The sequence below is a fragment of the Gracilibacillus oryzae genome (genome assembly GCF_009498735.1).
GTDB classification, from domain to species: Bacteria; Bacillota; Bacilli; order Bacillales; family Amphibacillaceae; genus Gracilibacillus; species Gracilibacillus oryzae.
Window position 1 is genome coordinate 1 of record NZ_ML762460.1, and the last position, 22513, is coordinate 22513.

22 protein-coding genes, 2 tRNA genes, 1 rRNA gene and 1 pseudogene are annotated in these 22513 nt (G+C 36.5%); 19 read left to right on the forward strand and 7 right to left on the reverse strand.

The features are described from left to right. The 3 genes from rrf to F9U64_RS21820 all read left to right on the forward strand — a co-directional run. Positions 1-86: ribosomal RNA gene (gene rrf, locus F9U64_RS23660) — 5S ribosomal RNA — on the forward strand; the annotation flags it as partial. Positions 87-106: 20 nt separating this feature from the next. Then, a tRNA-Met gene (locus F9U64_RS21815) sits at positions 107-183 on the forward strand. A gap of 65 nt (positions 184-248) precedes the next feature. Continuing rightward, positions 249-325: transfer RNA gene (locus tag F9U64_RS21820), tRNA-Asp, on the forward strand. A gap of 93 nt (positions 326-418) precedes the next feature. On the opposite strand, the gene F9U64_RS21825 is transcribed toward F9U64_RS21820, so the two are convergent. Continuing rightward, a complete protein-coding gene (locus F9U64_RS21825; protein ID WP_153407011.1) occupies positions 419-1483 on the reverse strand; it encodes a saccharopine dehydrogenase NADP-binding domain-containing protein in 1065 nt (354 codons plus the stop codon). A gap of 142 nt (positions 1484-1625) precedes the next feature. Here F9U64_RS21825 and thiL point away from each other — a divergent pair, with 142 nt between their 5' ends. The 5 genes from thiL to tsaD are packed head-to-tail and all read left to right on the forward strand — an operon-like array spanning position 1626 to position 5224. Next, positions 1626-2597 (forward strand): thiamine-phosphate kinase, encoded by a 972-nt coding sequence (thiL, locus tag F9U64_RS21830; RefSeq protein ID WP_153407012.1) that lies wholly within the window; start codon positions 1626-1628, stop codon positions 2595-2597. A 6-nt stretch (positions 2598-2603) separates the two neighbouring features. Next, positions 2604-3059: a tRNA (adenosine(37)-N6)-threonylcarbamoyltransferase complex ATPase subunit type 1 TsaE gene (gene tsaE / locus F9U64_RS21835; protein ID WP_153407013.1), complete on the forward strand. Its 456-nt coding sequence runs from the start codon at positions 2604-2606 to the stop codon at positions 3057-3059. Beyond that, the gene (gene tsaB, locus F9U64_RS21840; RefSeq protein ID WP_153407014.1) at positions 3056-3763 is read left to right on the forward strand and encodes a tRNA (adenosine(37)-N6)-threonylcarbamoyltransferase complex dimerization subunit type 1 TsaB; all 708 of its coding nucleotides are present in this window, start codon (positions 3056-3058) and stop codon (positions 3761-3763) included. The genes tsaE and tsaB overlap by 4 nt, the downstream gene beginning before the upstream one ends. Further along, positions 3756-4202 carry a ribosomal protein S18-alanine N-acetyltransferase gene (rimI, locus tag F9U64_RS21845; protein ID WP_153407015.1) on the forward strand — a complete coding sequence of 149 codons (447 nt, stop codon included), beginning with the start codon at positions 3756-3758 and terminating at the stop codon, positions 4200-4202. The genes tsaB and rimI overlap by 8 nt, the downstream gene beginning before the upstream one ends. Beyond that, entirely contained in the window at positions 4199-5224 is a 1026-nt protein-coding gene (gene tsaD, locus F9U64_RS21850) for a tRNA (adenosine(37)-N6)-threonylcarbamoyltransferase complex transferase subunit TsaD (RefSeq protein ID WP_153407016.1), read from the forward strand. The genes rimI and tsaD overlap by 4 nt, the downstream gene beginning before the upstream one ends. A 46-nt stretch (positions 5225-5270) precedes the next feature. Here tsaD and F9U64_RS21855 read toward each other — a convergent pair whose 3' ends face one another. From F9U64_RS21855 to F9U64_RS21865, 3 genes are all read right to left on the reverse strand, one after another. Further along, complete coding sequence (locus F9U64_RS21855) at positions 5271-5480, reverse strand: helix-turn-helix domain-containing protein (RefSeq protein ID WP_153407017.1); 210 nt, start codon at positions 5478-5480, stop codon at positions 5271-5273. 14 nt (positions 5481-5494) lie between these two features. After that, entirely contained in the window at positions 5495-6115 is a 621-nt protein-coding gene (locus F9U64_RS21860; protein WP_194287471.1) for a DUF2975 domain-containing protein, read from the reverse strand. 394 nt (positions 6116-6509) lie between these two features. Next, a complete protein-coding gene (locus F9U64_RS21865; RefSeq protein WP_153407019.1) occupies positions 6510-8432 on the reverse strand; it encodes an ABC-F family ATP-binding cassette domain-containing protein in 1923 nt (640 codons plus the stop codon). Positions 8433-8656: 224 nt separating this feature from the next. Here F9U64_RS21865 and F9U64_RS21870 point away from each other — a divergent pair, with 224 nt between their 5' ends. Continuing rightward, positions 8657-9298 carry a redox-sensing transcriptional repressor Rex gene (locus F9U64_RS21870; RefSeq protein ID WP_153407020.1) on the forward strand — a complete coding sequence of 214 codons (642 nt, stop codon included), beginning with the start codon at positions 8657-8659 and terminating at the stop codon, positions 9296-9298. Between the two features lie 707 nt (positions 9299-10005). Here the strand turns inward: F9U64_RS21870 and F9U64_RS21875 are convergent. Together F9U64_RS21875 and F9U64_RS21880 are read right to left on the reverse strand one after the other, a co-directional pair. Then, positions 10006-10215, reverse strand: coding sequence for a YdiK family protein (locus F9U64_RS21875; protein ID WP_194287472.1), 210 nt, complete (start codon positions 10213-10215; stop codon positions 10006-10008). A 3-nt stretch (positions 10216-10218) separates the two neighbouring features. After that, on the reverse strand, positions 10219-10923 hold the full coding sequence (locus F9U64_RS21880; RefSeq protein ID WP_153407022.1) for a CPBP family intramembrane glutamic endopeptidase: 705 nt from the start codon (positions 10921-10923) through the stop codon (positions 10219-10221). Between the two features lie 256 nt (positions 10924-11179). Between F9U64_RS21880 and groES the strand changes: the two genes are divergently transcribed. Beyond that, positions 11180-11464: a co-chaperone GroES gene (gene groES, locus F9U64_RS21885; RefSeq protein ID WP_153407023.1), complete on the forward strand. Its 285-nt coding sequence runs from the start codon at positions 11180-11182 to the stop codon at positions 11462-11464. A gap of 64 nt (positions 11465-11528) precedes the next feature. After that, positions 11529-13160, forward strand: a complete 1632-nt coding sequence (groL, locus tag F9U64_RS21890) for a chaperonin GroEL (protein WP_153407024.1) — start codon at positions 11529-11531, stop codon at positions 13158-13160. A 321-nt stretch (positions 13161-13481) separates the two neighbouring features. Here groL and F9U64_RS23285 read toward each other — a convergent pair whose 3' ends face one another. Continuing rightward, the gene (locus F9U64_RS23285; RefSeq protein ID WP_228275848.1) at positions 13482-13580 is read right to left on the reverse strand and encodes a putative holin-like toxin; all 99 of its coding nucleotides are present in this window, start codon (positions 13578-13580) and stop codon (positions 13482-13484) included. 665 nt (positions 13581-14245) lie between these two features. Here F9U64_RS23285 and F9U64_RS23290 point away from each other — a divergent pair. The 8 genes and pseudogenes from F9U64_RS23290 to F9U64_RS21920 all read left to right on the forward strand — a co-directional run bounded on the left by F9U64_RS23290 (position 14246) and on the right by F9U64_RS21920 (position 22441). Beyond that, entirely contained in the window at positions 14246-14560 is a 315-nt protein-coding gene (locus tag F9U64_RS23290; RefSeq protein WP_228275849.1) for a hypothetical protein, read from the forward strand. Between the two features lie 190 nt (positions 14561-14750). Then, a pseudogene (locus F9U64_RS23295) lies at positions 14751-15811 on the forward strand (glycoside hydrolase family 43 protein); the annotation flags it as partial. A 30-nt stretch (positions 15812-15841) separates the two neighbouring features. Beyond that, positions 15842-16942 carry a LamG-like jellyroll fold domain-containing protein gene (locus F9U64_RS23300; RefSeq protein WP_323125863.1) on the forward strand — a complete coding sequence of 367 codons (1101 nt, stop codon included), beginning with the start codon at positions 15842-15844 and terminating at the stop codon, positions 16940-16942. 552 nt (positions 16943-17494) lie between these two features. Further along, positions 17495-18019 (forward strand): restriction endonuclease, encoded by a 525-nt coding sequence (locus F9U64_RS21900; RefSeq protein ID WP_228275850.1) that lies wholly within the window; start codon positions 17495-17497, stop codon positions 18017-18019. A gap of 55 nt (positions 18020-18074) precedes the next feature. Beyond that, on the forward strand, positions 18075-18974 hold the full coding sequence (locus tag F9U64_RS21905; protein WP_153407025.1) for a glycerol kinase: 900 nt from the start codon (positions 18075-18077) through the stop codon (positions 18972-18974). Positions 18975-19190: 216 nt separating this feature from the next. Beyond that, complete coding sequence (locus F9U64_RS21910) at positions 19191-20021, forward strand: DUF4352 domain-containing protein (protein WP_153407026.1); 831 nt, start codon at positions 19191-19193, stop codon at positions 20019-20021. Positions 20022-20884: 863 nt separating this feature from the next. Then, on the forward strand, positions 20885-21406 hold the full coding sequence (locus F9U64_RS21915; RefSeq protein WP_153407027.1) for a hypothetical protein: 522 nt from the start codon (positions 20885-20887) through the stop codon (positions 21404-21406). 468 nt (positions 21407-21874) lie between these two features. After that, the gene (locus tag F9U64_RS21920) at positions 21875-22441 is read left to right on the forward strand and encodes a DUF5677 domain-containing protein (RefSeq protein ID WP_228275851.1); all 567 of its coding nucleotides are present in this window, start codon (positions 21875-21877) and stop codon (positions 22439-22441) included. Positions 22442-22513 lie beyond the last annotated feature (72 nt).

Below are 22513 nucleotides of genomic sequence, written 5' to 3' on the forward strand. Positions count from 1 at the left end.
GTTCCCATGCCGAACACAGTAGTTAAGCTCTTCAGCGCCCATGGTAGTTGGGGCCTTGCCCCTGCAAGAGTAGGACGTTGCCAGGCACATATAATATTTTTATTATCGCGGGGTGGAGCAGTCTGGTAGCTCGTCGGGCTCATAACCCGAAGGTCGTAGGTTCAAATCCTGCCCCCGCAACCAAACTTATCTCACTACGTTGAAACAGCGTCTTTGTTAGATAACAATCGTGAATTAAAACTTATATTGGTCCGGTAGTTCAGTTGGTTAGAATGCCTGCCTGTCACGCAGGAGGTCGCGGGTTCGAGTCCCGTCCGGACCGCCATTATATGACTAACAAACCTTGAGAAATGACTTAAGGTTTTTTTTATTATGTAAAATATTAATACTCCAAAATGATAACACTTACCTCACATTTCTATTTCTCATCATACTCTAATTCTTCTAATCTAACTTTCTCACAATCAATCATTTTCATAATTTCTTCAAAGGTCGTAACTTCAAAAGGAAAATAAATCCCACCATTTATTTTATTGAAAAGCAATACTTTTGCTAACGCTGCTGTAACCATTGCAGTAATCCCATAATCGGAAAATGCAGACAAGCGCAAAGTTCTGGTGACTGGTTTATTTATGTGCATGCCTTTTGCTTCGATTATTAAAGAAACCTCTTCATGTTGAGATGGGTCATGTTTGATCAGTTTGCTAAAGATAGATGGATATTTATTTAGCAATGGGAGGATGTTTGCTTTTAAAATAAATAATACTTTTAAATTGAATATAGGATCATTCCAACTTGTCCAGTATTGAATGTCAGGAACAGCAAGTTTTGGAGATATGTAATTATACTCAGGGTGATGAATAAGACGAACAGTATGCTTATTATTTAATATGTCTATCGTCTTCTTCTCCTTAAATCCATGGATTGTTTCCCCATCGTAAATAACAGGCATGGAGATTAACTGTAACATATCTAATGCACCTGTTATGCCTACATTAGCATTGCTGCTTTGTATTAAACTAATATGGATATATTCAATTTTATCAAAGGATGTTATTGCTTTCTTAGCTAACAAACCAGACAGACCTGGGAGAAAACCAGCCATTACTATTGATGGCACACGATGAGCCTTTGCTTGCTCGTTTAACAGCAGGATCTGGTCGACTAGATTAGGGGATGTAGTTACATCAACACACAATATTTCACGGTTAATGCAAACCTTCTGAATATGAGGCTCTTTCTGCTGGATTGCTATGATAACAACATCTATGTTATCAATCACTTTTTCGACAGTCTGATGATCATTGATATTTAAGAGCTTAAATTCCACTTTGTTTTTAAACGATTTTTGCAGCTGTTTTCCTCGCATTTCATTATAATCAGTAATGACTAACTGAGCAGTCTTATCAAAGATTCTTAACACTTGTTCACATATTAATTTGCCCAATCTGCCACTTGCACCTACAACCATCACTTTTTTCATAACCTTGCTCCTTCATATGAAAGTCACTGCATACCTTTATCTTATCATAAATTCCAATTTGCAAAACGAGTAAATCTTTCAAAATCATCCGAACTTTTGCTATGATATGATTATAGCAATTAAATCAATAAAAGGGGATAATATGGAAGAATTTAAGTTTATCCAGTCAATTACACCAAAATATTACCGTCAGCCAAGTATTGTAAAAGGGATTGGTGATGATGCTGCTATTATTCGTCATCAGCAGGTTGACACCATTATGACGATGGACACAATGGTTGAGTCTGTTCATTTCTCGGAAAAAACGACAACACCATACCATATCGGTTATCGGGCATTGGCAGCTAATATCAGTGATATTGCCGCAATGGGCGGAACGGCAACTGCTTATCTTGTATCGATTGTCATTCCTGAACGATGGACGGATGATCAAATTCAGGAAATCTATCGGGGAATGATGGCACTTGCCCAAACTTTTCATATGGACCTTATTGGAGGAGATACTGTCTCAGGAACGGCGTTGACTCTTTCCATTACCGTAATTGGCGCCGTGCAAAAAGACAAGGCAAGGTACAGAAGTCAAGCTAAGAAAGGTGATGTTGTCTTTGTAACAGGTACCTTGGGGGATTCAGCTTGCGGCTTGCATATTTTACTTCAGGAAAAGGACTCTGAGCACTATCAATACTTTGTCGACAGGCATCAGCAGCCGATGCCAAGAATTGCATTTGTAGAGGCCTGTCAAGGTATAAAGCGGATGGCCTTAAATGATGTAAGTGACGGGATTGCAAATGAGGCAAATGAAATTGCCGCAGCTTCCAAGCTTTTATTAGAAATAGATTATAACAAAATACCGATGCAGGATAAGCTGAACGATTTTTCTGAACAGCAGCGGATAAATTGGGCGTTATCTGGTGGCGAAGACTTTGAACTGATTGGCACCATTTCTGAAGAGGAGTGGGATATACTTGAAAAAGCTGCGAAACATACAAATACACCTGTAACAAAAATTGGGACAGTAAAAGATAGAACAAGCAAAAACGGAACAGCATGGATTTACCATGATAATCAGTATAAGCGACTGGAGAAGTCTGGCTATACTCATCTAAAAGGGTGATTAATTATGAAGCAATATTTTTTTCAGACACAAACAGAAGAAGAAACAAAAAAATTTGCGGAAAAGCTGGAATTGTTAGTAAGACCAGGTGATGTCATCACATTGGAAGGCGACCTGGGTGCAGGGAAAACAACCTTCACGAAAGGCTTGGGAGCAGGACTTGGCGTGAGACGGACAATTAACAGTCCTACCTTTACGATTATAAAAGAATATATGGGAGAAATCCCGTTTTATCATATGGATGTCTACCGCTTAGAGGAAAGTGATGAAGACATCGGATTTGATGAATATTTTCAAGGGGATGGTGTCACTGTAGTGGAGTGGGCATCATTTATTGAGGATTTTCTGCCAAATGAACGGCTGGCTATTGAAATAAGAAGAAAAGACGAATATACTAGAGAAATTGCGATGACACCAACCGGAGAGCATTATGAGTTTATTTGTAAGGAGTTATATAGATGAATATTTTAGCAATTGATACATCCAATCAAGTAATGGGTGTCGCTATCTACAAGGATGGTCAAGTGCTGGCTGAATATACGACAAACATGAAACGCAATCATTCTATCGGACTCATGCCAGCAATTGATCATATTATGAAAGAAACAGATATGAAACCAGATCAATTAGACAGAATTGCTGTTGCGAAAGGGCCTGGATCTTATACAGGTGTAAGAATCGGCCTGTCTACTGCCAAAACAATGGCCTGGACACTGAATATACCGATTGTTGCACTGTCCAGTCTTGAGCTTGTTGCTTATAATGGTTTCGGTTTTGCGAAGTATATTTGTCCGTTTTTTGATGCAAGGCGCGGGTTAGTTTATACAGGATTGTATGAACAAACTGACAGCCATTTAGCTGTAAGAAAAGAAGAGCAAAATATTTCTTTTGAAGCATGGTTAGGACAGCTGAATGAAATGGAGGAGTCCATTTTATTCTTAAGCCAGGATGTAGAACTGCACCGTTCGATGATTGTCTCAATCTTAGGGGAAAAAGCTGTATTTCCGTCTGTTGATCAATTTCATCTCCCGAAAGCAGGAATACTGGCTTCATTAGCTGCAGACAGAGACCATGAACTAACTCATGAAATAACGCCGAATTATTTAAGGTTAGTGGAGGCGGAAGCAAACTGGCTAAAAGAACAGGAACGAAAGCGAAATGAGTAATCTGGCATTTCGGCAAATGACAGAAGCAGATATTGATCGGGTATATGAAATTGATTCATTATCTTTTCCAAAGCCATGGCCAAAAGATATCTATCAAGAGGAATTAAAAACAAATAATTTCGCCCGTTATTTTGTCGCAACGCTGGATGAAGAAATAATCGGTTACTGCGGTTCATGGATGATTCTGGACGAAGCACAAATAACGAATATAGCGATTGCACCTTCATACAGGGGCAATCACTATGGTGAAGGACTTTTTCAATATGTATTAAATTATGCCATTGCCAATGGGATCAAGCATTTGTCATTAGAAGTAAGAGTATCAAATCTGACTGCACAAAAGATGTACAAGAAATTTGGCCTTGTTCCAGGTGGAATTCGAAAAAATTATTATACAGACAATCAAGAAGATGCTTTAGTATTGTGGGTGAATTTATGAGTGAATATATATTAGGAATTGAGACAAGCTGTGACGAAACAGCTGCAGCAATAATAAAAGATGGGCGAGAGATTGTGGCAAATGTGGTTGCCTCTCAAATTGAGAGTCATAAACGATTTGGCGGAGTAGTACCAGAAATTGCTTCAAGGCATCATGTCGAACAAATCACACATGTGTTGGAAGAAACCTTTGAAAAAGCAGAATTGACGATGGACGATATCGATGCAGTTGCGGTAACAGAGGGGCCTGGTCTTGTCGGTGCACTGCTTGTTGGTGTGAATACGGCAAAGGCTCTGGCATTTGCCCATCATAAGCCGTTAATTGGTGTACACCATATTGCCGGGCATATTTACGCGAACAGATTAGTACAGGAATTTGACTTTCCTTTATTAGCACTGGTTGTTTCAGGCGGCCATACGGAGCTTATTCTCATGAAAGAACATGGCAGCTTTCAGATCATTGGGGAAACCCGTGATGATGCGGCAGGGGAAGCATATGACAAGGTTGCACGCACATTAAAGCTTCCATACCCGGGCGGTCCGAAAATTGATCAGTTAGCTCAAGATGGGCAGTCTGTCATTGATTTTCCAAGAGCATGGCTGGAAGAGGGTTCCTATGATTTCAGCTTTAGCGGGTTAAAGTCAGCGGTTATCAACACATTGCATAATGCCGAACAACGCGGGGAGCAATACCTTCAAGAAGATATTGCTGCAAGTTTTCAGGCAAGTGTTGTGGAAGTATTAGTGGAGAAAACCTATCGCGCTGCAAAAAATCATGGGGTGAAACAAGTGATTGTAGCAGGCGGAGTGGCAGCAAATAAAGGCCTCAGAAAGGCAATGGAAGAAAAATTTGCTGGGGAAGCGTCAGCTTTAATGTTTCCGCCTATCTCCTTGTGTACTGACAACGCGGCAATTATTGCAGCGGCGGGATCTGTTGCTTATAATCAGGGACATCGAGCAGGATGGGATTTGAATGCCAATCCTGGTCTTGATCTTGAGCGTTATGCTCAGAGAAATAAATAGAGGGAAGGGTTACTTATCAGTTGATGATTCGTAACCCTTTTTTCTTTTAATCATCTGGTGTGTACTCTAGTATATCTCCAGGTTGACATTCTAATGTTTTACATATCGCTTCCAATGTTGAAAAACGGATTGCCTTCACTTTGCCTGTTTTTAAATTGGAAAGGTTCACATGAGAGATGCCGACTTTTTCTGCTAAATCATTCAACTTCATTTTCCGTTCAGCTAATAGTCTGTCTAATCTTATTATAATTGCCATATGGATTCACGTCCTCACAATGTTGTATCATATTGTTCCTGAAGATAGGCGCCATAACGGAATATCTGTGAAATAACTAGGAGTAATGAGCCGATGATTAAGCCGGAAAAACTGATGTTAAGTATATTCATGCTAAAAATCTGTGTCACAAAAATACTGATACATATAGTAGCAATGTGTCCTGCTAATAATGCATTCCCAATAGCAGCAAACGCAATATTTCTCAGACGGACAGAGTTATTAATCGTGAAAGGTGTATGCCCATCTGTTATGGACCAAAGAATATAAGTTAATTGGCGGATTCCATAGAGAAGTACGGATGTATAAGTAAGCAGGTAGATGGAATGATAGGTGATAAATGCAGCTTTAGCCTGAAATCTTTCTGGTTCATAATTTGGCAGAACCTCCATTGGAATATTAATATTGAAGGAAAAACCCGCGTTTATAGGAATAGTTATTTGCCAAAAAATTAATCCTGGTGTTGCGGTAAATGCTTCCTCAGGTAAGAAAGCAGCCCTTATTAACATAACAACAGAAAATACGAAGTAAATCATCACAATCCAAGTGATAAGGCTTACATATTTGGAATTTGTTTTGACCTTGCTTTTTATTCTTTTTATTTCGGTAGTACTCATCACCAACACTCCTTCCATATATTGTTACTTTTATCATACTACGTTTTTAAAATTATTCAATAATAAATTAATAATAAACATTAAATTTTTAATATTATAAGTTAAAAACCAGCAATAAACACTGATAATAAAAAGCAGTCCTGTTTATGCACAACTTATTAACAGGGGAGTGAATAAGTTGATAAAATACTGATACAACAATGTTAAGAAATTGTTAATTTTGTGGATAAGTAAGCGATTTTTTGTGGATTGTGGGGATAAGTGTATGGATAACCTGTCACACCAACTATGAGTTATGAACAAAAATGTGGATAGTGAAAAAGCGAGTTACCTAAGGTAACCCGCTTTGTTGTTTGCTTAGAAGATGATAAATACTTGAGCTGATTAAAAAAGTTTATTCGTGCAGTTCTTCCCATTCTTCCATCAACTTCTCAACTTGTACTTTCAACTGATCACTTTTTTCCGTCAGCTCCAGTGATTTCTCATGGTCCTGGTAGATGTCAGGATCACATAACAACTCCTCAATGTTAGCAAGCTCTTCCTCATGTTGTTCCACTTCTGATTCAATTTCCTCAATTCTTCGCTGTTTTTTTCGCTCGGCTTTTTTAATTTCTTTTTCTTTTTCAAAGTCTGATTTTGTTTGTTGTCTCGCTGCTTCTTTTACTTTTGTTTCTTGCAGTTCTTTCAATTGAGCTTCCTCTTGCTTTTTCTCAAGGTAATAATCATAATCACCTAAATAAACCGTTGTACTGTCTGCCTGCATTTCGAGAACCTGTGTCGCTAATTTGTTAATAAAATAACGATCGTGTGAAACAAATAAAATGGTACCCGGATAGTCAATGAGTGCTGCTTCCAGAATTTCTTTACTGTCCAGATCAAGGTGGTTGGTAGGCTCATCAAGGAGTAAAAAGTTCGCTTTTTCCATCATCAGTTTGGCCAAGGCCAGCCGTGCTTTTTCTCCGCCACTTAAGGCAGACACTGGCCGTAATACATCATCACCACTAAACAGGAAGTTACCCAAAATGGTGCGAATATCTTTTTCATTCATGACAGGATACTCGTCCCATAACTCGTTCAGGACGGTTTTCTTTCCATGAAGCAATGTTTGCTCCTGATCATAGTAGCCAATTTGCACATTAGCCCCAAGCTGAATCGTCCCTTTAGCAGGATCCAATTGGCCGATAATATTTTTAAGCAGGGTCGATTTCCCGACACCATTCGGCCCGACAAGAGCCATGCTTTCCCCAATTGATAGATTCATATTCAAATTGGAAAAAATATAAGGCTCGGAAGGATCATACTGAAAGGCGAGATCATTAATTTTCAGCACATCATTCCCACTTCTTCGTTCAATGGAAAAAGAGAATTTCGCCGAACCTTCATCCCCCATTGGTTTATCCATAACTTCCATTTTCTCTAACTGTTTTCGTCTGCTTTGGGCACGTTTAGTTGTAGAAGCGCGGACGAGGTTTTTCTGAATAAACTCTTCCATTCGCTTAATCTCTGTTTGCTGTTTTTCATATTGCTTCAGGTCACGGTCAAAGTTGGCAGCTTTCTGGTCGAGATATTTGCTGTAATTGCCATGATACTTTGTTGATTCATTACGGGAAATCTCATAAACAAGATTGACCGTCTTATCAAGGAAATAGCGGTCATGGGAAACAATCACAACTGCTCCCGTATAGCCGTTAATGTAATTCTCCAACCATGTCAGTGTCTGAATATCCAAATGGTTTGTAGGCTCATCCAAAATCAGGACATCAGGTTTTGTTAACAAAAGCTTCCCTAATGCCAGTCTTGTTTTTTGCCCGCCGCTAAGTGTTGCAATCGATGTTTGCCACATGGATTCAGGAAAATCAAGCCCATTCAATACTGCTTTTATTTCTGCTTCATACTGATAGCCGCCGGCAGATTTAAATGCTTCCTGTTTCAGGTCATAATTGGATAATAACTGCTGGTATTTTTCCTGATTTTCGATTAGATCAGGATCACCCATCTGTTGTTCCATTTGACGCAGTTTCTTTTCTTCTATAATAAAATGATCGAATATCTTCAGCATTTCATCCCAAATAGTTTCAGTGGAGTCAAGTCCAGTATGCTGAGCCAGATACCCTAATGTTACTTCTTTCGGTTTATGAATTTCGCCTTCATCATAGCTCAATTGGCCGGAGATAATTTTTAATAATGTCGATTTTCCAGCACCATTCCGCCCGACAATGGCGATTCGATCATTTTGCTTAATTTCGAGTTTTATATTAGACAAGATCAGCTCTGCGCCGAATCTCTTGGTTAAATTGTTCACTTGTAAATAAATCATACTAGTTCACCTCATAGATGTAAGTTTATCCTACTTAACGGCTTAACTGCAAGTAGTCTTGTTTAACTTCATCACGATAAAGGTATAAATATACGGAAGGGTATTGCTTCAGCTGGATTGTGAATTAGTGAATTATTTCACGACTTTTCTGTTCATTTCTGTTAGAATAAAATGTAAGGACTATCATTCACTAAACTAAAGTAGTAGAATAAGGGGATTGAATAATGGTAAATTATAATAAAATACCTCAAGCTACAGCGAAACGCTTGCCTTTATATTATCGTTTTTTGAACAATTTACATATTCAAGGGAAAGACCGTGTTTCTTCAAAAGAGCTGAGCAATGCAATGAAAGTGGACTCTGCCACAATCAGACGCGACTTTTCTTATTTTGGAGCCTTAGGAAAAAAAGGTTATGGATACAATGTCGATTATTTGCTCGGTTTCTTCCGAAAGACATTGGATCAGGATGAGAATACACCTGTTGTATTAATTGGTGTCGGAAATTTAGGAACAGCGTTTTTAAATTATAATTTCACAAAAAATAATAATACGAAGATTGAAAAAGCCTTCGATGCTGATCCATCAAAGGTTGGCAAGAAGATTGGCAATATTCAGGTATACCATGTTGATGAATTGGAAGAACAAATAGGGGATATCCATGTTGCGATATTAACTGTACCTGTTGCGGAAGCACAGCCAATGGCCGATCGCCTTATCGAATCTGGAGTAAAAGGAATCTTAAATTTTACCCCTGCCAGAATTACGGTGCCAAATGATGTAAGAGTACATCATATCGACTTAGCTGTGGAACTTCAATCCTTGGTTTATTTTATGAAACATTATCCACTGGAAGAAATAGAATAAAAAAGGCATGTTGTAAACAGCCAATAAAAAATGGATTCGATCTCAATTTTGATGAACGAATCCATTTTTTGTCCTTTGAAGTGAGTATGGTGTTTATGCCAGATAGATTTTGATGGATTTTGATGGATTTTGGGGAAGAGAAGTGAAAGATAAGATATTCGGGGCATGTGTGAATGCTATGAGAGAAGGGAAAGCGGAGGCCAAGGTATTCGGAGCGTGAGTGAATGCCATGAGAGAAGGGAAAGTGGAACGCGAAGGTATTCAGAGCGTGAGTGAATGCCATGATAGAAGGAAAAGTGGAACGCCAAGGTATTCAGAGCGTGTGTGAATGCCATGAGGGAAGGGAAAGTGGAACGAGAAGGAATTCAGAGCGTGTGTGAATGCCATGAGAGAAGGGAAAGTGGAACGCTAAGGTATTCAGAGCGTGAGTGAATGCCATGAGAGAAAGGAAAGCGGAGCGCCAAGGAATTCGGAGCGTGAGTGAATGCCATGAGGGAAGGAAAAGTGGAGAGCCAAGGAATTCAGAGCGTGAGCGAATGCCATGATAGAAGTAAAAGCGGAGTGCCAAGGTATTCGGAGCAAGTTTCCATGGGAAGCAGCTCGTAAATGCATTCAAAATAGAAAAGAGAGTCTAAACTTCAGAGACATAAGCCTATGGTTAAAAAGTTCGGACTCTCTTTATAAAAGTGAAATGTTCTCCACATATTCTATTTTTTCTTATTGTTTTTCACTTTTTTAATTTTGAAGTGGAGGCTGATGAGCCGGATCCCGACAACAAAATCCACAGTTGCAAAAAATGCAAGTAAGATTGTAATAAAGTTAAACACAGAGTCTTCTACTGACTGAATCGCAATATAGGTAAACAATCCACCTAAAGCGAAATAAAAGAAAGCAGAAGGAAGTGGTGAAATTCTCATGATTTAAAAGCCTCCAAATAATATCAACTGTACCTCTTCCATCATTTTCTGCAGTTCCTCTGGGTCTATTGATAAGTTAACAATAACCGCAATGGTGTTCATCGACATATGAACAATGATTGGTACAATAATGCGTTTTGTTTCTACATAAATGAATGCGAAGACAGTTGCTGCTGCAATATATGTGAGCAGATGACTGAAATCATTATGCAATATAGCGAAAAGGAACCCGGAAATAATCGCTGCAAAAAAGAAATTCATTCTCTTATGCAAGGAGCCAAAGATTGCTTTTCTGAACACAAGCTCTTCCAGAATTGGCCCAAGTACAGAGATTATGATAATAAATATTGGTATTTGTCTTGCTACCTCCACAAGGACACGGGTATTTTCCGACGAGGCAGTTACACCAAACACGTACCGCTCGATAAGGCCGGAAACATTTTGTGCAATAATCACAAGGAAGAATCCAAGCACTGACCACAGGATAATTTGTCCAATGCTTTTATCTTCTGATTGAAAGAAACTGCGGATTTCATCCCTGAGCAGATAACAAGATACTGCTAATGCAATAAGAAAAGTTGCAATACTCCATGAAACAGTTAAAATGATCGGATCGATATCTAAATTCTTTTCAAGCGGTATTACCAAGTAACTTGAAAGCTGCATCAGCACATATGTGGCAATTACATATATATACTTTTTCGGCAAAGTAGAACGACTCCCTTAATTTTATTTTTCTTTATATGATACGTATTTTAACACAAAAAAAGAATGAATTTGAAATATAAGACTATCTATAGAGAGTGGCAGGTAATTCTTTAAAAATTTTTTCTGGAATTATATACTTAATACTTGCAAAAAAAAATCGGATTCATTATTATAATAATTGTGTTAGCACTCCCCTGTCTTGAGTGCTAATAATCGACAAAAATATTAAAGTAGATATCAAGGAGGTTTATTATCGATGCTAAAGCCATTAGGTGATCGTGTCATTATTGAAGTTGTAGAGCAAGAAGAAAAAACAGCGAGTGGGATTGTTCTTCCTGATTCTGCGAAAGAAAAACCACAAGAGGGAAGAGTAGTTGCTGTTGGTTCTGGTCGTGTAGCAGACAATGGTGAGAAAATTGCACTTGAAGTAAACGAAGGCGAAACGGTAATTTACTCTAAATTTGCTGGTACAGAAGTTAAATATGAAGGTAAAGAATACTTAATTCTTCGTGAAAGTGACATCTTAGCGATCGTAGGCTAATTGTTCATACGAAGTCCATTTAAATAAATAACATAACATATTATTTTCAGGGAGGTTTTCTATAATGGCAAAAGAAATTAAATTTAGTGAAGATGCTCGTCGCTCCATGCTTCGCGGTGTGGATACACTAGCAAATGCTGTTAAAGTAACATTAGGACCAAAAGGACGTAACGTTGTTTTAGATAAAAAATATGGTTCTCCACTAATCACAAATGATGGTGTAACAATCGCAAAAGAAATCGAACTGGAAGATGCATTTGAAAACATGGGAGCTCAATTAGTGTCAGAAGTAGCTTCTCAAACAAATGATGTAGCAGGGGACGGTACAACTACTGCAACAGTTCTAGCGCAGGCACTGATCCAGGAAGGATTGAAAAACGTAGCTTCTGGTGCAAACCCTGTAGGCGTTCGCCGCGGAATCGAAAAAGCGGTTGAAGTAGCAACAGAAGAGCTTCGCAAAGTATCTAAACCAATCGAAAGCAAAGAGTCCATTGCACAAGTTGCGGCAATTTCTTCTGCTGACGAAGAAGTTGGTCAATTAATCGCTGAAGCTATGGAACGTGTTGGTAACGACGGTGTTATCACAATTGAAGAGTCTAAAGGATTCTCAACAGAGCTTGAAGTTGTAGAAGGTATGCAATTTGACCGTGGCTACTCTTCACCATACATGGTAACAGACCAGGATAAAATGGAAGCAGTTCTTGATGATCCATATATCTTAATTACAGATAAGAAAATCAATAATATTCAAGAAGTATTACCAGTACTTGAGCAAGTAGTACAACAAGGTAAGCCACTTCTATTAATCGCTGAAGATGTAGAAGGTGAAGCACTTGCTACATTAGTAGTGAACAAACTTCGCGGTACATTCAATGCAGTTGCTGTAAAAGCTCCTGGCTTCGGTGACCGTCGTAAAGCAATGTTAGAAGATATCGCTACATTAACTGGTGCAGAAGTAATCACTGAAGATCTTGGTTTAGATCTTAAAAATGCAACAGTTGAACAATTAGGCCGTGCTTCTAAAGTTGTTGTAACAAAAGAAAACACAACAATCGTTGAAGGTTCTGGTAACCCAGAAAATATCTCTGCTCGTGTTGCACAAATCCGTGCACAGGTAGAAGAAACTACTTCTGAATTCGATAAAGAAAAATTACAAGAACGTCTTGCAAAACTTTCTGGCGGTGTAGCAGTAGTAAAAGTTGGTGCTGCAACTGAAACAGAATTAAAAGAACGCAAATTACGTATTGAAGATGCATTGAACTCAACTCGTGCAGCGGTTCAAGAAGGTATCGTATCCGGTGGTGGTACAGCACTTCTTAACGTATACAACCAAGTTGCTGATCTTAAATTGGAAGGCGACGAAGCTACTGGTGTAAACATCGTACTTCGCGCATTAGAAGCTCCAGTACGTCAAATCGCAGAAAATGCTGGACTTGAAGGTTCAATCATCGTTGAACGTTTGAAAAACGAAGAAGTTGGCGTTGGTTTCAACGCAGCAACTGGCGAATGGGTAAACATGATCGACGCTGGTATCGTTGACCCAACAAAAGTAACTCGTTCAGCACTTCAAAACGCAGCATCTGTATCAGCAATGTTCTTAACTACTGAAGCAGTAGTAGCAGACATTCCTGAAGAAAATGCAGGCGGCGGCATGCCAGATATGGGTGGCATGGGCGGTATGGGTGGAATGATGTAGGAGAATTCCTGCACATCCCTCACGCTTTTGTGAAGCTGTTTAATGTATAAATAGTTTGTGAGTAGAAGGCTACTTCCTAATAAAAGGAGGTAGTCTTTTTTTGCTTTTATTATTTTTCTGTATCAAGGGATTTTATAAGTTATAATAGGTTTCATAGTATTTTTCGCGATAACGTGGTATACTGAATAACAAGAAAACGTATATTAAAAAAGACCGCAGTTGGTGCTGCGGTCCCTAGATACCCATTCTTTGAATAGGGGATTGGTGTTATCTAGTTCGTGATCATAAAATAGCCCTTCCCCATTTTGCCGAACAGGGGGGCTATTTTTTTGCGTTCAAAATAGCGACAACGACTGCGATTAGTGCGATGATCATCGTCGAAAACGAAATCATGAGCATTAACGCCTGGAATGTCGTCATGGCCTCACCCCCTTTCGGGGATAACACCAACCACCCTATCCTTAAGTTAAAGTGTCGAATGAATACCTATCATGTATTATACCATATATTAGCGTTTGCTCCTTTTGTTTTTCTTTTAAAATGCTGTAGTATCAAGGTTTTTGAGGAATATACCAAGTTTAAAAAAGCTAATATAACTTTCAGCTACTCATTATGAAAATTAAATTATGATGCATGGGGACTGTTCTACTGTTTCTAAGTAATAAAAATATTTAATAGTTACCACTATAAAATAATCGAATTGCATTTTAATTAACTAAATTGTAAATGATAAATGTGGTTATAAAGTTGTTAAGGGGGTGTAAACACAATTTTCCCAATTATTATTAACAAATATATTATCTTTTTATATATAATATTGAGTATACTACACATTTATAGTAATCTAATTAAGTAGAACAATTAATCACCAACAATGTAAGCGGTTGAAACCAAATCTTAAAAGGAAGAGGATGTTATAGGTATACTTATTTAATATATTTAGGAAAGAGAAATCTATTTCTGAGATTCTACAAGATATGTTAAGGGTAGTACAGACATCCAGAAAAATACTTAGTAATTTAAAAATTTTACCGTTATAAAATGATCACGCTTTCAATGGAACTGGTGAGAAGGGAAGAGAAATTATGAAAAACTCAATTGTAAAAACGTTAATCATTTGTCTTGTATTACTTTTCATGATACCGGTTATGGTTATGGGAAATGAACAAACTGATGCAGAACCATTAGATTTTGAACGTGCTTCTGTACATGATCCATCTATAATTAAAGCGAAAGATGGCAGTTATTATGTGTTTGGTTCACATATTGCTGTTGCTAAATCAAATGATCTAAGTAATTGGAGATCGATAGTGGATAGAGAATACCAAACGCCTGAGCCCTATATTTGGAAATCTGTCAGAAAACCTTGCAGAGTCTTTCGAATGGGCCGGAGAAAATGATGTTGACAGTAGAGGCGGTTTTTCTATATGGGCTCCTGATATTTTCTGGAATAATGATTATAAGTGGGAAAATGGAGATACAGGTGCTTATATGCTTTATTACAGCGCTTCATCAACATATATACGCTCTGCAATAGGTATTGCTGTATCAAAGGATATAGAAGGGCCTTATGAGTATACCGACACAATTATGTACTCTGGTTTTACAAATCAGGAAGCATATGACGATAACAGTGATGTGAATAAACATTGGGAAAATACGAATATTGCTGATCTTATTGATGAAGGCGTTTTCGACGCCCCAAATCCGGATTGGTTTACTAGTGATGGTAATTTTAATAATAAATTAGTTACCAACGCAATTGATCCTAATATTCTTTATGACGAAAATGGCGATTTATGGATGACGTATGGTTCTTGGTCTGGAGGGACTTTCCTTTTAGAATTGGATAAAGAAACAGGTACACCAATTTATCCAGGAGAAGATGGGGAAACTGCAGATGGTAGGATTATTGACAAATATTTTGGTACGAAAATTGGAGGAGGATATGGTAGATCGGTTGAAGGTACTTATGCTGTTTACGAGCAAGAATCCGGTTATTACTTCCTTTATCTTACTTATGGTGGACTTGCATCTGATGGCGGGTATCAAATCCGACAGTTTAGATCAGAAAATATAGAAGGACCTTATGTTGATGCTGCAGGAAATGATGCTGTATATCCCGATAGCTTTGATTTGGGAGTAGGTAATTTTCCAGGTAATGATGATCATAAAGAAATCGGGAATAAAATGCTAGGAAATTTCCTCTTTAAAAGAGATTTGGGAGAAGAGGGGACAGGAATTGGAACTGGTTATATGGCGCCCGGTCATAGTTCTTATATAGAAGAGGATGGAAAAGAATTTATTGTGACACATACTCGTTTCCCGCAACAAGGTGAAATGCACCAGGTTCGTGTGCACCAAGCGTTTAAAAATAGTGAACAATGGCCGGTTATGACACCATATCATTATGCGGGTGAAACCATTGAAGAAGTACAGGAAGATGATGTAATAGGTAATTACAAATATATTAACCATGGAAAAGAAATAACTGGTGAATTAACAGAATCAACGTGGATCGCATTAAATGCTGATGGTAAATTACCGGTGCTGTTTCAGGTAATTGGGAGCTTTATGATGATTACCGTGCAGAAATAACAGTGGAAGAAGAGACGTATGATGGTGTATTTATTCGTCAGTACGAACCCACATTAGGCAGTTGGGTCATGACATTTAGTGCAATGTCTGATAATGGTGTTGTAATCTGGGGAAGTAAGACGGAGAGTAAATCAAATCAGGAAATAGTTGAGGGTATTAAACAAGAACTATCAGATGCAATTCCTGCAAATGTTATTTCAAATATATCGTTACCAACGTTAGCGACACAGGGAGCAGAAATATCCTGGGAGTCTTCTCATCCAGAAGTTATTTCCTCTGGTGGAGTTGTGGATAGAGCTTCAGCTATTATTGGGGATGTTGAAGTTGAATTAACAGCAACCATTACACTAGGTGATGTGACAGAGGCTGTTAGCATTACGGTAACAGTCCCTACCCAACAAGAAGGTGGTTTATCTGCCTATTATGATTTCAATGATAGTTTATCCGATCAGTCGGGAAATCAAGAGGATGCAACCATTACCGGGGACAGATTGAATAACACTGGTGGAAACATCACCTTTGCTGAAGGTATAGCAGGAAAAGCTGCACAATTTGATGGCGAATCAGGTATAAGATTAGCAGATGGTTTAATTACCAGTGATAAGTATTCTATTTCATTATGGATGAAGCCGGAAGAAATCACCCAATTTACTACAACGTTTTTTGGTACTAGAACAGAAAACAATTGGATCAGTCTAGTACCAAACGCAGATGGCGTAAGCCGAGTGTGGTCATATAATGGCTCGGATTGGTATGATGCCAATTTGGATTTTATGATACCTACAGAAGAATGGACGCATTTTACTTTTACGGTAGACCAGGGGGAAGCAAAGATATACATCAACGGGCAAGAAGAATTTTCACAGGGGAATTTCCCAAATATTTTCACTGCGTCTAATGCACAATTTGGATTAGGTGTAAACTTCTGGGATATGCCATTTAAAGGTTTAATGGACGAATTACGCGTTTATGATGGACTAGTCCTTACAACGGAGGATGTTCAATCACTCTTTAACAATCCAGGAGACGGAGGAGATTTAGGAAATAATGAACAAACAAACACTGAGAACGATCTTCCGGAAACAGCTACAAATCAATTCAACTTACTTGCTATCGGACTACTAATAATGGCAGCTGGTGCTAGTATATTCTTTATTGTAAGACGGAGAAAAAATAACGATTAAATGATGACTTAAGCTATAAAATCTCTTTTAGTTATAACGAGTGAAATAAAAATATAAATAGAAAAATTAAGCAAACAAAATCTGGTTTGCTTTGATAGCAGTCTGTTTACAAGAAATGATCAAGATTATATTGATTATTACCTCAATAAATCAAAATTCACAAATGGGCATGATATCAGAAATAAATATTTACATGGAACAAATACTAATGACGAGGAACAATATGAAAAAGATTACTACTATATACTTAAATTGTTTGTCATAATAGTTATTAAAATAAATGATGACTTATGTGTAATGAGCATGAATGGTGATAAATGAAAAGGCAAAAATCTAACTCATAAACGAGGTAGGTCTTTTTTTTGAGCATGCTAAAGGATCATCATACTTGGTGTTATATCTAATGTATTATTGATATATGGAATATAAAAGAGTAATTACCTAAAATAGGTAGATAGCATTATAAAAAAGTGGTATATTAGTCTTAGTGTTTTAGTTTTAATTGTGATTTATCACATTAAAAAGGTCTCCAGCATTGGGAGGATAATAAGTATGAATATATTCGGCGGCTTCAAAATAGGAAATGATTTATTGTGGTCAATACTCACTGCTGATCCTTTGCTTACATTTATCATTATTCTATTTATTGCATTTTTTGGAGCTTATGGAATTATTATAGACATAGTAAGAGAATCTAGACTTAAAAGATCAGATATTAATGATATTGATGAAATGTCAGGTAACAAATTCGAAGAATACTTACTTGTATTGTTAAAAGGTAGAGGTTATAAAGTTAAATTAACTCCAAAAACAGGAGATTATGGCGCAGATCTTATTTTGTTGACTAATAATAAAAAAATTGTTGTCCAAGCAAAACGATATAAGAAAAATGTTGGAGTTCGAGCTGTTCAGGAAATAGTATCTGCTCAAAAGTATTATAAAGCGGATGAATGCTGGGTCATTACTAATAGTTTTTTTACCAATCAGGCTATTAAATTAGCAAGTTCAAATCACGTTAGATTAATTAACCGTTCAGAATTAATAGATTGGATGATTAAATATAATAAGAGTGCGTAATGATTTTTATGTATTAAATATCAATTTAAAAACTGCATAAAGGAGAAAATCTATCATGAGTACGTCTCAAAAATCAAAATATTTATCAACTACAGCGCTTTCGAAAGAGTTGAAAATGAATGTAAAGCAGGTATTTCAAATCCTTCTTGATAATGATTTAGTTAAAAGAGTAGATGACAACTGGGTTCTGACAGATAAAGGGGAGAAAGTAGGGACGAAAAAGAAACATCCTAAGATAGGTGAATACATAGCATGGAATGAAAATATTAAAAATAATAACATATTTAAAAAGATAAATGAAAACGATGATGTATTTATAAATGCAACGGCATTAAGTAAACACTTTGAAGTATCTAAATTTAAAATAAATCCTATTTTGTCAGAGCTTGGATTTGTGGAGAAATCTATTAAAGGATGGACTATGACAACTCTTGGCAAAAGTATAGGCGGGAAACAATGTGAATATGAAAGAACGGGAATTCCGTATGTAAATTGGCCTAAAAGTATTTTACAGAATAAAAGATTAGTAGAAACGATGAATGAAATAGCTGGAAAAGATACAGAATCAAAAGAAGAGGAAGATACAAAGAGTTCGGTTGGTTTCAGGCAAAAATATGAGGCTAATCACAGAGCAGCAGATGGTCATTACGTACGATCTAGAGCTGAAATGTTAATTGATAATTGGTTATACATGTCAGGAATTGTACATGCTTATGAGCGTAAATTACCAATTGAAGAGGATGTATATACTGACTTTTATTTACCAGTGGGTAGAGTGTATATAGAGTATTGGGGATTAGAGGATAATCCGAAATATCAGGCAAGAAAACAAGAAAAATTAGGAATTTATGATAAGTATGATTTTAATCTGATTCAGCTAAAAGATGCTGATATTCAGAACTTAGATGATATTTTACCTAAGAAATTATTGAAGTTTGGTATACAGGCTTATTGACATTATTTAATGAGTGACTGGTAAGAGGGTAATAGTTTACGATGGCAGAGACACATGATGACAAATTAAATTAGAATAGAATTAAAAATGTGATCCAACTGACGTTTATGTTACCTATATAACCGATAAGATTAATCTAGTGAGTAAGAAAGGATCCGCTTCACTTTTTAAAGTTTTAGAGATGAAGTAGTAAAAAAATGAAGGAGAGCGATATCAATGAAAAAATATTTATTTGTGTTAATCGCGATTTCTATGTTGCTAATAGCTTGTGAAGAAACCGGTGTAACAACATCAGAGTCAGCCAATGGAAATGCTAAAGAAGAAAATGTAAAGGGTGTAGTAGCTGAAGAAGATTTCGATAAAATGTATTCCGATCCACGCTCGTATCAAGATTATGAAGTAGAATATACAGCACAAGTCTTTGTAAAGCCAGAAAGAGATGAAGATGGTACCTATATACAGGCCTATGCTGATCCTGCTAATTACGAGCAAAATACAATTATATTTATAGCTGATCCAGATCTAGCTGTCGAGTCAGAAGATTACATCATGGTAAAAGGAATTGTTCGAGATCAATATGATGGAGAAAACCTAGTAGGGGGCTCTATTGCAGCACCTATGATAGAAGCAACTTCAATTGATGTGGTAGATTATATCACAGCCGTTTCTCCAACTATAGAAACAGTAGAAATCGATCAAGAAATCGATCAACATGGCTATGTAGTAGCGTTACAAAAAATAGAATTAGCTGAAAACCAGACAAGAGTATATGTGAAAGTATCTAATAATACGGATGATTCCATTTCTTACTTCTCGCATTCTACAAAGCTTATAGTAGAAAACCAGCAACTAGAGCCAGAGTACACCTATGAATCAGGTCTGTCAGAAGTTCAATCAAATATCTTAGCAGACGTAGAATCAGAAGGTGTCATCACTTTTCCATCCATCGATCCAGAAACAACTTCTCTTAAATTTCATTCAGAAGGTTATTCAGATAACTGGGAGTTAGAAATAGAACCATTTGTATTTGATGTGGTAATGGAATAATTATCTTTCTTGCTTTCATTACTCACTTGTATTGTTTCTTTTATAGCCGACCTGTGAAGTGACTTCACTTGTCGGCTATTATTTCTTTCATAATATTTACAAATAGTTTGTTGTAGAGGTGTTAAAAATGTTAAAAACAAGTACTTCGTCCTCCTTGGTTAAGAAAATTACTTAACTAATATAACCAGCTACTTTGTGAAAGTGAGACAAATAAAATAAATAACTAACAGAAATCGCTTCAAAAAATTTATAAATATACTATAAAATATCCCGGAAATAATTCTTATTTGGTTGGAATGGTTCTGGTGCATGGGGATGGTTCTACTGCTTCAGAAACAACAGAACCGTCCCGTTGCCTCAGTGTTAGTAGAATTTAGAAATTGAAATTTTCGATTAGCACTAGGTTAAAACGTAGAAACATAAACCCAAATTGGGAAACATAATGCTAATCGAGCATTTCGAATACAAAAACATAAAATTATTTTCTAAAACCCCTATTATACGGGGTTTTAGTTGTATAAAAGGAGAATTTTATAGATTAATTGATTTTTAAGTGCAATATTCCCACACAATGTTAAATAAATAAGCCGTATGAAAAGTAATAAAATCCAGTCTATAGACATAATTTTCCGTATGAAAATTTATAATAGTTTAAAATTATAATAATAATTATGGTATATTATGATTAGGTAATTTTTGCTAATATGTAGAAGTAAAAATGAATAAAAAAAATTATTAAATAATAGAGGGGTGAGATTATAGGTGTAAGTGTAGGTGGTTTAATGTTAGGTTTATTAAAACAGTTTACAACCTTCTTAAAACCCAATCTACAGTTTATCATGGTTATTAGGGGGAAATAAAAATTGAAAAAATTGTTAGTGATTGTGTTTGTTTTTGTTTTGACTTTAATTACAGGTTGTAGCAATCAAGAGCAAGTTGAAGAGGTTACGGAAAAAGAGGAAGTTGTAACAGAAGAGATAGAAGAGGTTAGCGTATCTGAATCTGCTGATGTAAGTTCTTCCCCTAGCGAAAATTCTAATAACAATATTGATACCCTAGAACAAGAGGTTCTCAACGGATTAAATTCAAACATGGAATTTTTTGAGGTAACATTTAACAAAGATGAAAAAGTATTTTTATATGACCCTATCCAAGAAAGAGTTCCTCAAAGGCTTTATAAAACGCTGGAAGGTGATATGGACGATTGGTCATATTGGCATGGAATTATTAATAATTTTAGAAAAATTTCTGAAACAGTTCAAAAATATCTTGGTGACGGTTATAAGTTAGTTGTGATAAATCCTAGTGATGAAAGTCAAGCAATTATTATAGTGGGGGATGGAACAATTATTTATGATTGGATAGAAGAACAGATAGAGAATTAAATGGAGCATACAATACAAAATCTATATTGGTCGCTAGAAAACAGTATACAACCTGCTGAAGTCAATTGAAAATAAATTAAATTTATTATTCTTTTAATGAGAATTGTAAAGGTATACGATTATAAACAATAATACACTGTTAATTTGTTGATGTTTTGAGTGTATATAAAAGTATAAACCCACGTTTATAAATGTTTGTAACAACTAAAGAGGAGAATCTATATCCGATATAATTTGACCTAATTAGGTAAGCATTTTCTAAATTAAGACCAGAGTAATATGCTTAAAATTGATACTACTATTCTTATACTGTAAAATATTGTATTGAAGTATCAGTAGATTAAAAGAAGAGGAGATTTTTATGTCTGAAAAAATAGAATATTATATTCAGAAAAGTGATTTAATTGGATTGATGTAAAAGATAAAGTTGACACAAAGCGATCGAAAGAATTAACTGATGTAGATAAGGTGTCGTTAAGGTTGTTTGAGAGGTTATTTGGCAAATATGCAGGGGCTATGGAATTATGCTCCAAGAAGCTTTATGTTCAAGTAGGCATTTTAACCCGTTCCATTTTTGAGGATTACCTGAATATCCTCTACATACAGAGAGCTCCGGAAGAAGAAAGGGCTAAGTTAGCAGCAAGATATTTGGATTACGCAAGCTTAGTAGAACCTTATATGTTATATAAAAATGCTAAAGATCTAGCGGAAAAATTAGGCGATGTTTCCCTCGTTAGTAAGGTTTACACTAGCGAGAAAATAAAAGAGATAGAAGAAAATAAGGAAACCTTTACTAATAAATACAACAATTCAAATAAAAGTTGGTCAGGATTAGACTTTGCTTCTGTTGCTTTAAAAGCAGGTGAGAAAGACAAATACTTCAGATATTACAGTTTATTAAGTAATGTAACTCATGGCTCACCGCTTGGCAATTTTACCGAAGAGAAAATTACTATTACAATTTATCTCAGCTTGACCAGTTTTGTTGCTTTAGCAGACTTAATTGGTGAAAATGGTTTGGCTACACAGGTGTGACCGTCAAGTAGAATGACACAATTTTTGCTTATTAATTTGAAACACTTGGTTGTCCAAATATAGTCGATCTAT

Coding starts and splice junctions, on each gene's coding strand:
- F9U64_RS21825 (WP_153407011.1), bottom strand. CDS start 1,483: ATGAAAAAAGTGATGGTTGTAGGTGCAAGTGGCAGATTGGGCAAATTA.
- thiL (WP_153407012.1), top strand. CDS start 1,626: ATGGAAGAATTTAAGTTTATCCAGTCAATTACACCAAAATATTACCGT.
- tsaE (WP_153407013.1), top strand. CDS start 2,604: ATGAAGCAATATTTTTTTCAGACACAAACAGAAGAAGAAACAAAAAAA.
- tsaB (WP_153407014.1), top strand. CDS start 3,056: ATGAATATTTTAGCAATTGATACATCCAATCAAGTAATGGGTGTCGCT.
- rimI (WP_153407015.1), top strand. CDS start 3,756: ATGAGTAATCTGGCATTTCGGCAAATGACAGAAGCAGATATTGATCGG.
- tsaD (WP_153407016.1), top strand. CDS start 4,199: ATGAGTGAATATATATTAGGAATTGAGACAAGCTGTGACGAAACAGCT.
- F9U64_RS21855 (WP_153407017.1), bottom strand. CDS start 5,480: ATGGCAATTATAATAAGATTAGACAGACTATTAGCTGAACGGAAAATG.
- F9U64_RS21860 (WP_194287471.1), bottom strand. CDS start 6,115: ATGAGTACTACCGAAATAAAAAGAATAAAAAGCAAGGTCAAAACAAAT.
- F9U64_RS21865 (WP_153407019.1), bottom strand. CDS start 8,432: ATGATTTATTTACAAGTGAACAATTTAACCAAGAGATTCGGCGCAGAG.
- F9U64_RS21870 (WP_153407020.1), top strand. CDS start 8,657: ATGGTAAATTATAATAAAATACCTCAAGCTACAGCGAAACGCTTGCCT.
- F9U64_RS21875 (WP_194287472.1), bottom strand. CDS start 10,215: ATGAGAATTTCACCACTTCCTTCTGCTTTCTTTTATTTCGCTTTAGGT.
- groES (WP_153407023.1), top strand. CDS start 11,180: ATGCTAAAGCCATTAGGTGATCGTGTCATTATTGAAGTTGTAGAGCAA.
- groL (WP_153407024.1), top strand. CDS start 11,529: ATGGCAAAAGAAATTAAATTTAGTGAAGATGCTCGTCGCTCCATGCTT.
- F9U64_RS23285 (WP_228275848.1), bottom strand. CDS start 13,580: ATGACGACATTCCAGGCGTTAATGCTCATGATTTCGTTTTCGACGATG.
- F9U64_RS23290 (WP_228275849.1), top strand. CDS start 14,246: ATGAAAAACTCAATTGTAAAAACGTTAATCATTTGTCTTGTATTACTT.
- F9U64_RS23300 (WP_323125863.1), top strand. CDS start 15,842: ATGTCTGATAATGGTGTTGTAATCTGGGGAAGTAAGACGGAGAGTAAA.
- F9U64_RS21900 (WP_228275850.1), top strand. CDS start 17,495: ATGAATATATTCGGCGGCTTCAAAATAGGAAATGATTTATTGTGGTCA.
- F9U64_RS21905 (WP_153407025.1), top strand. CDS start 18,075: ATGAGTACGTCTCAAAAATCAAAATATTTATCAACTACAGCGCTTTCG.
- F9U64_RS21910 (WP_153407026.1), top strand. CDS start 19,191: ATGAAAAAATATTTATTTGTGTTAATCGCGATTTCTATGTTGCTAATA.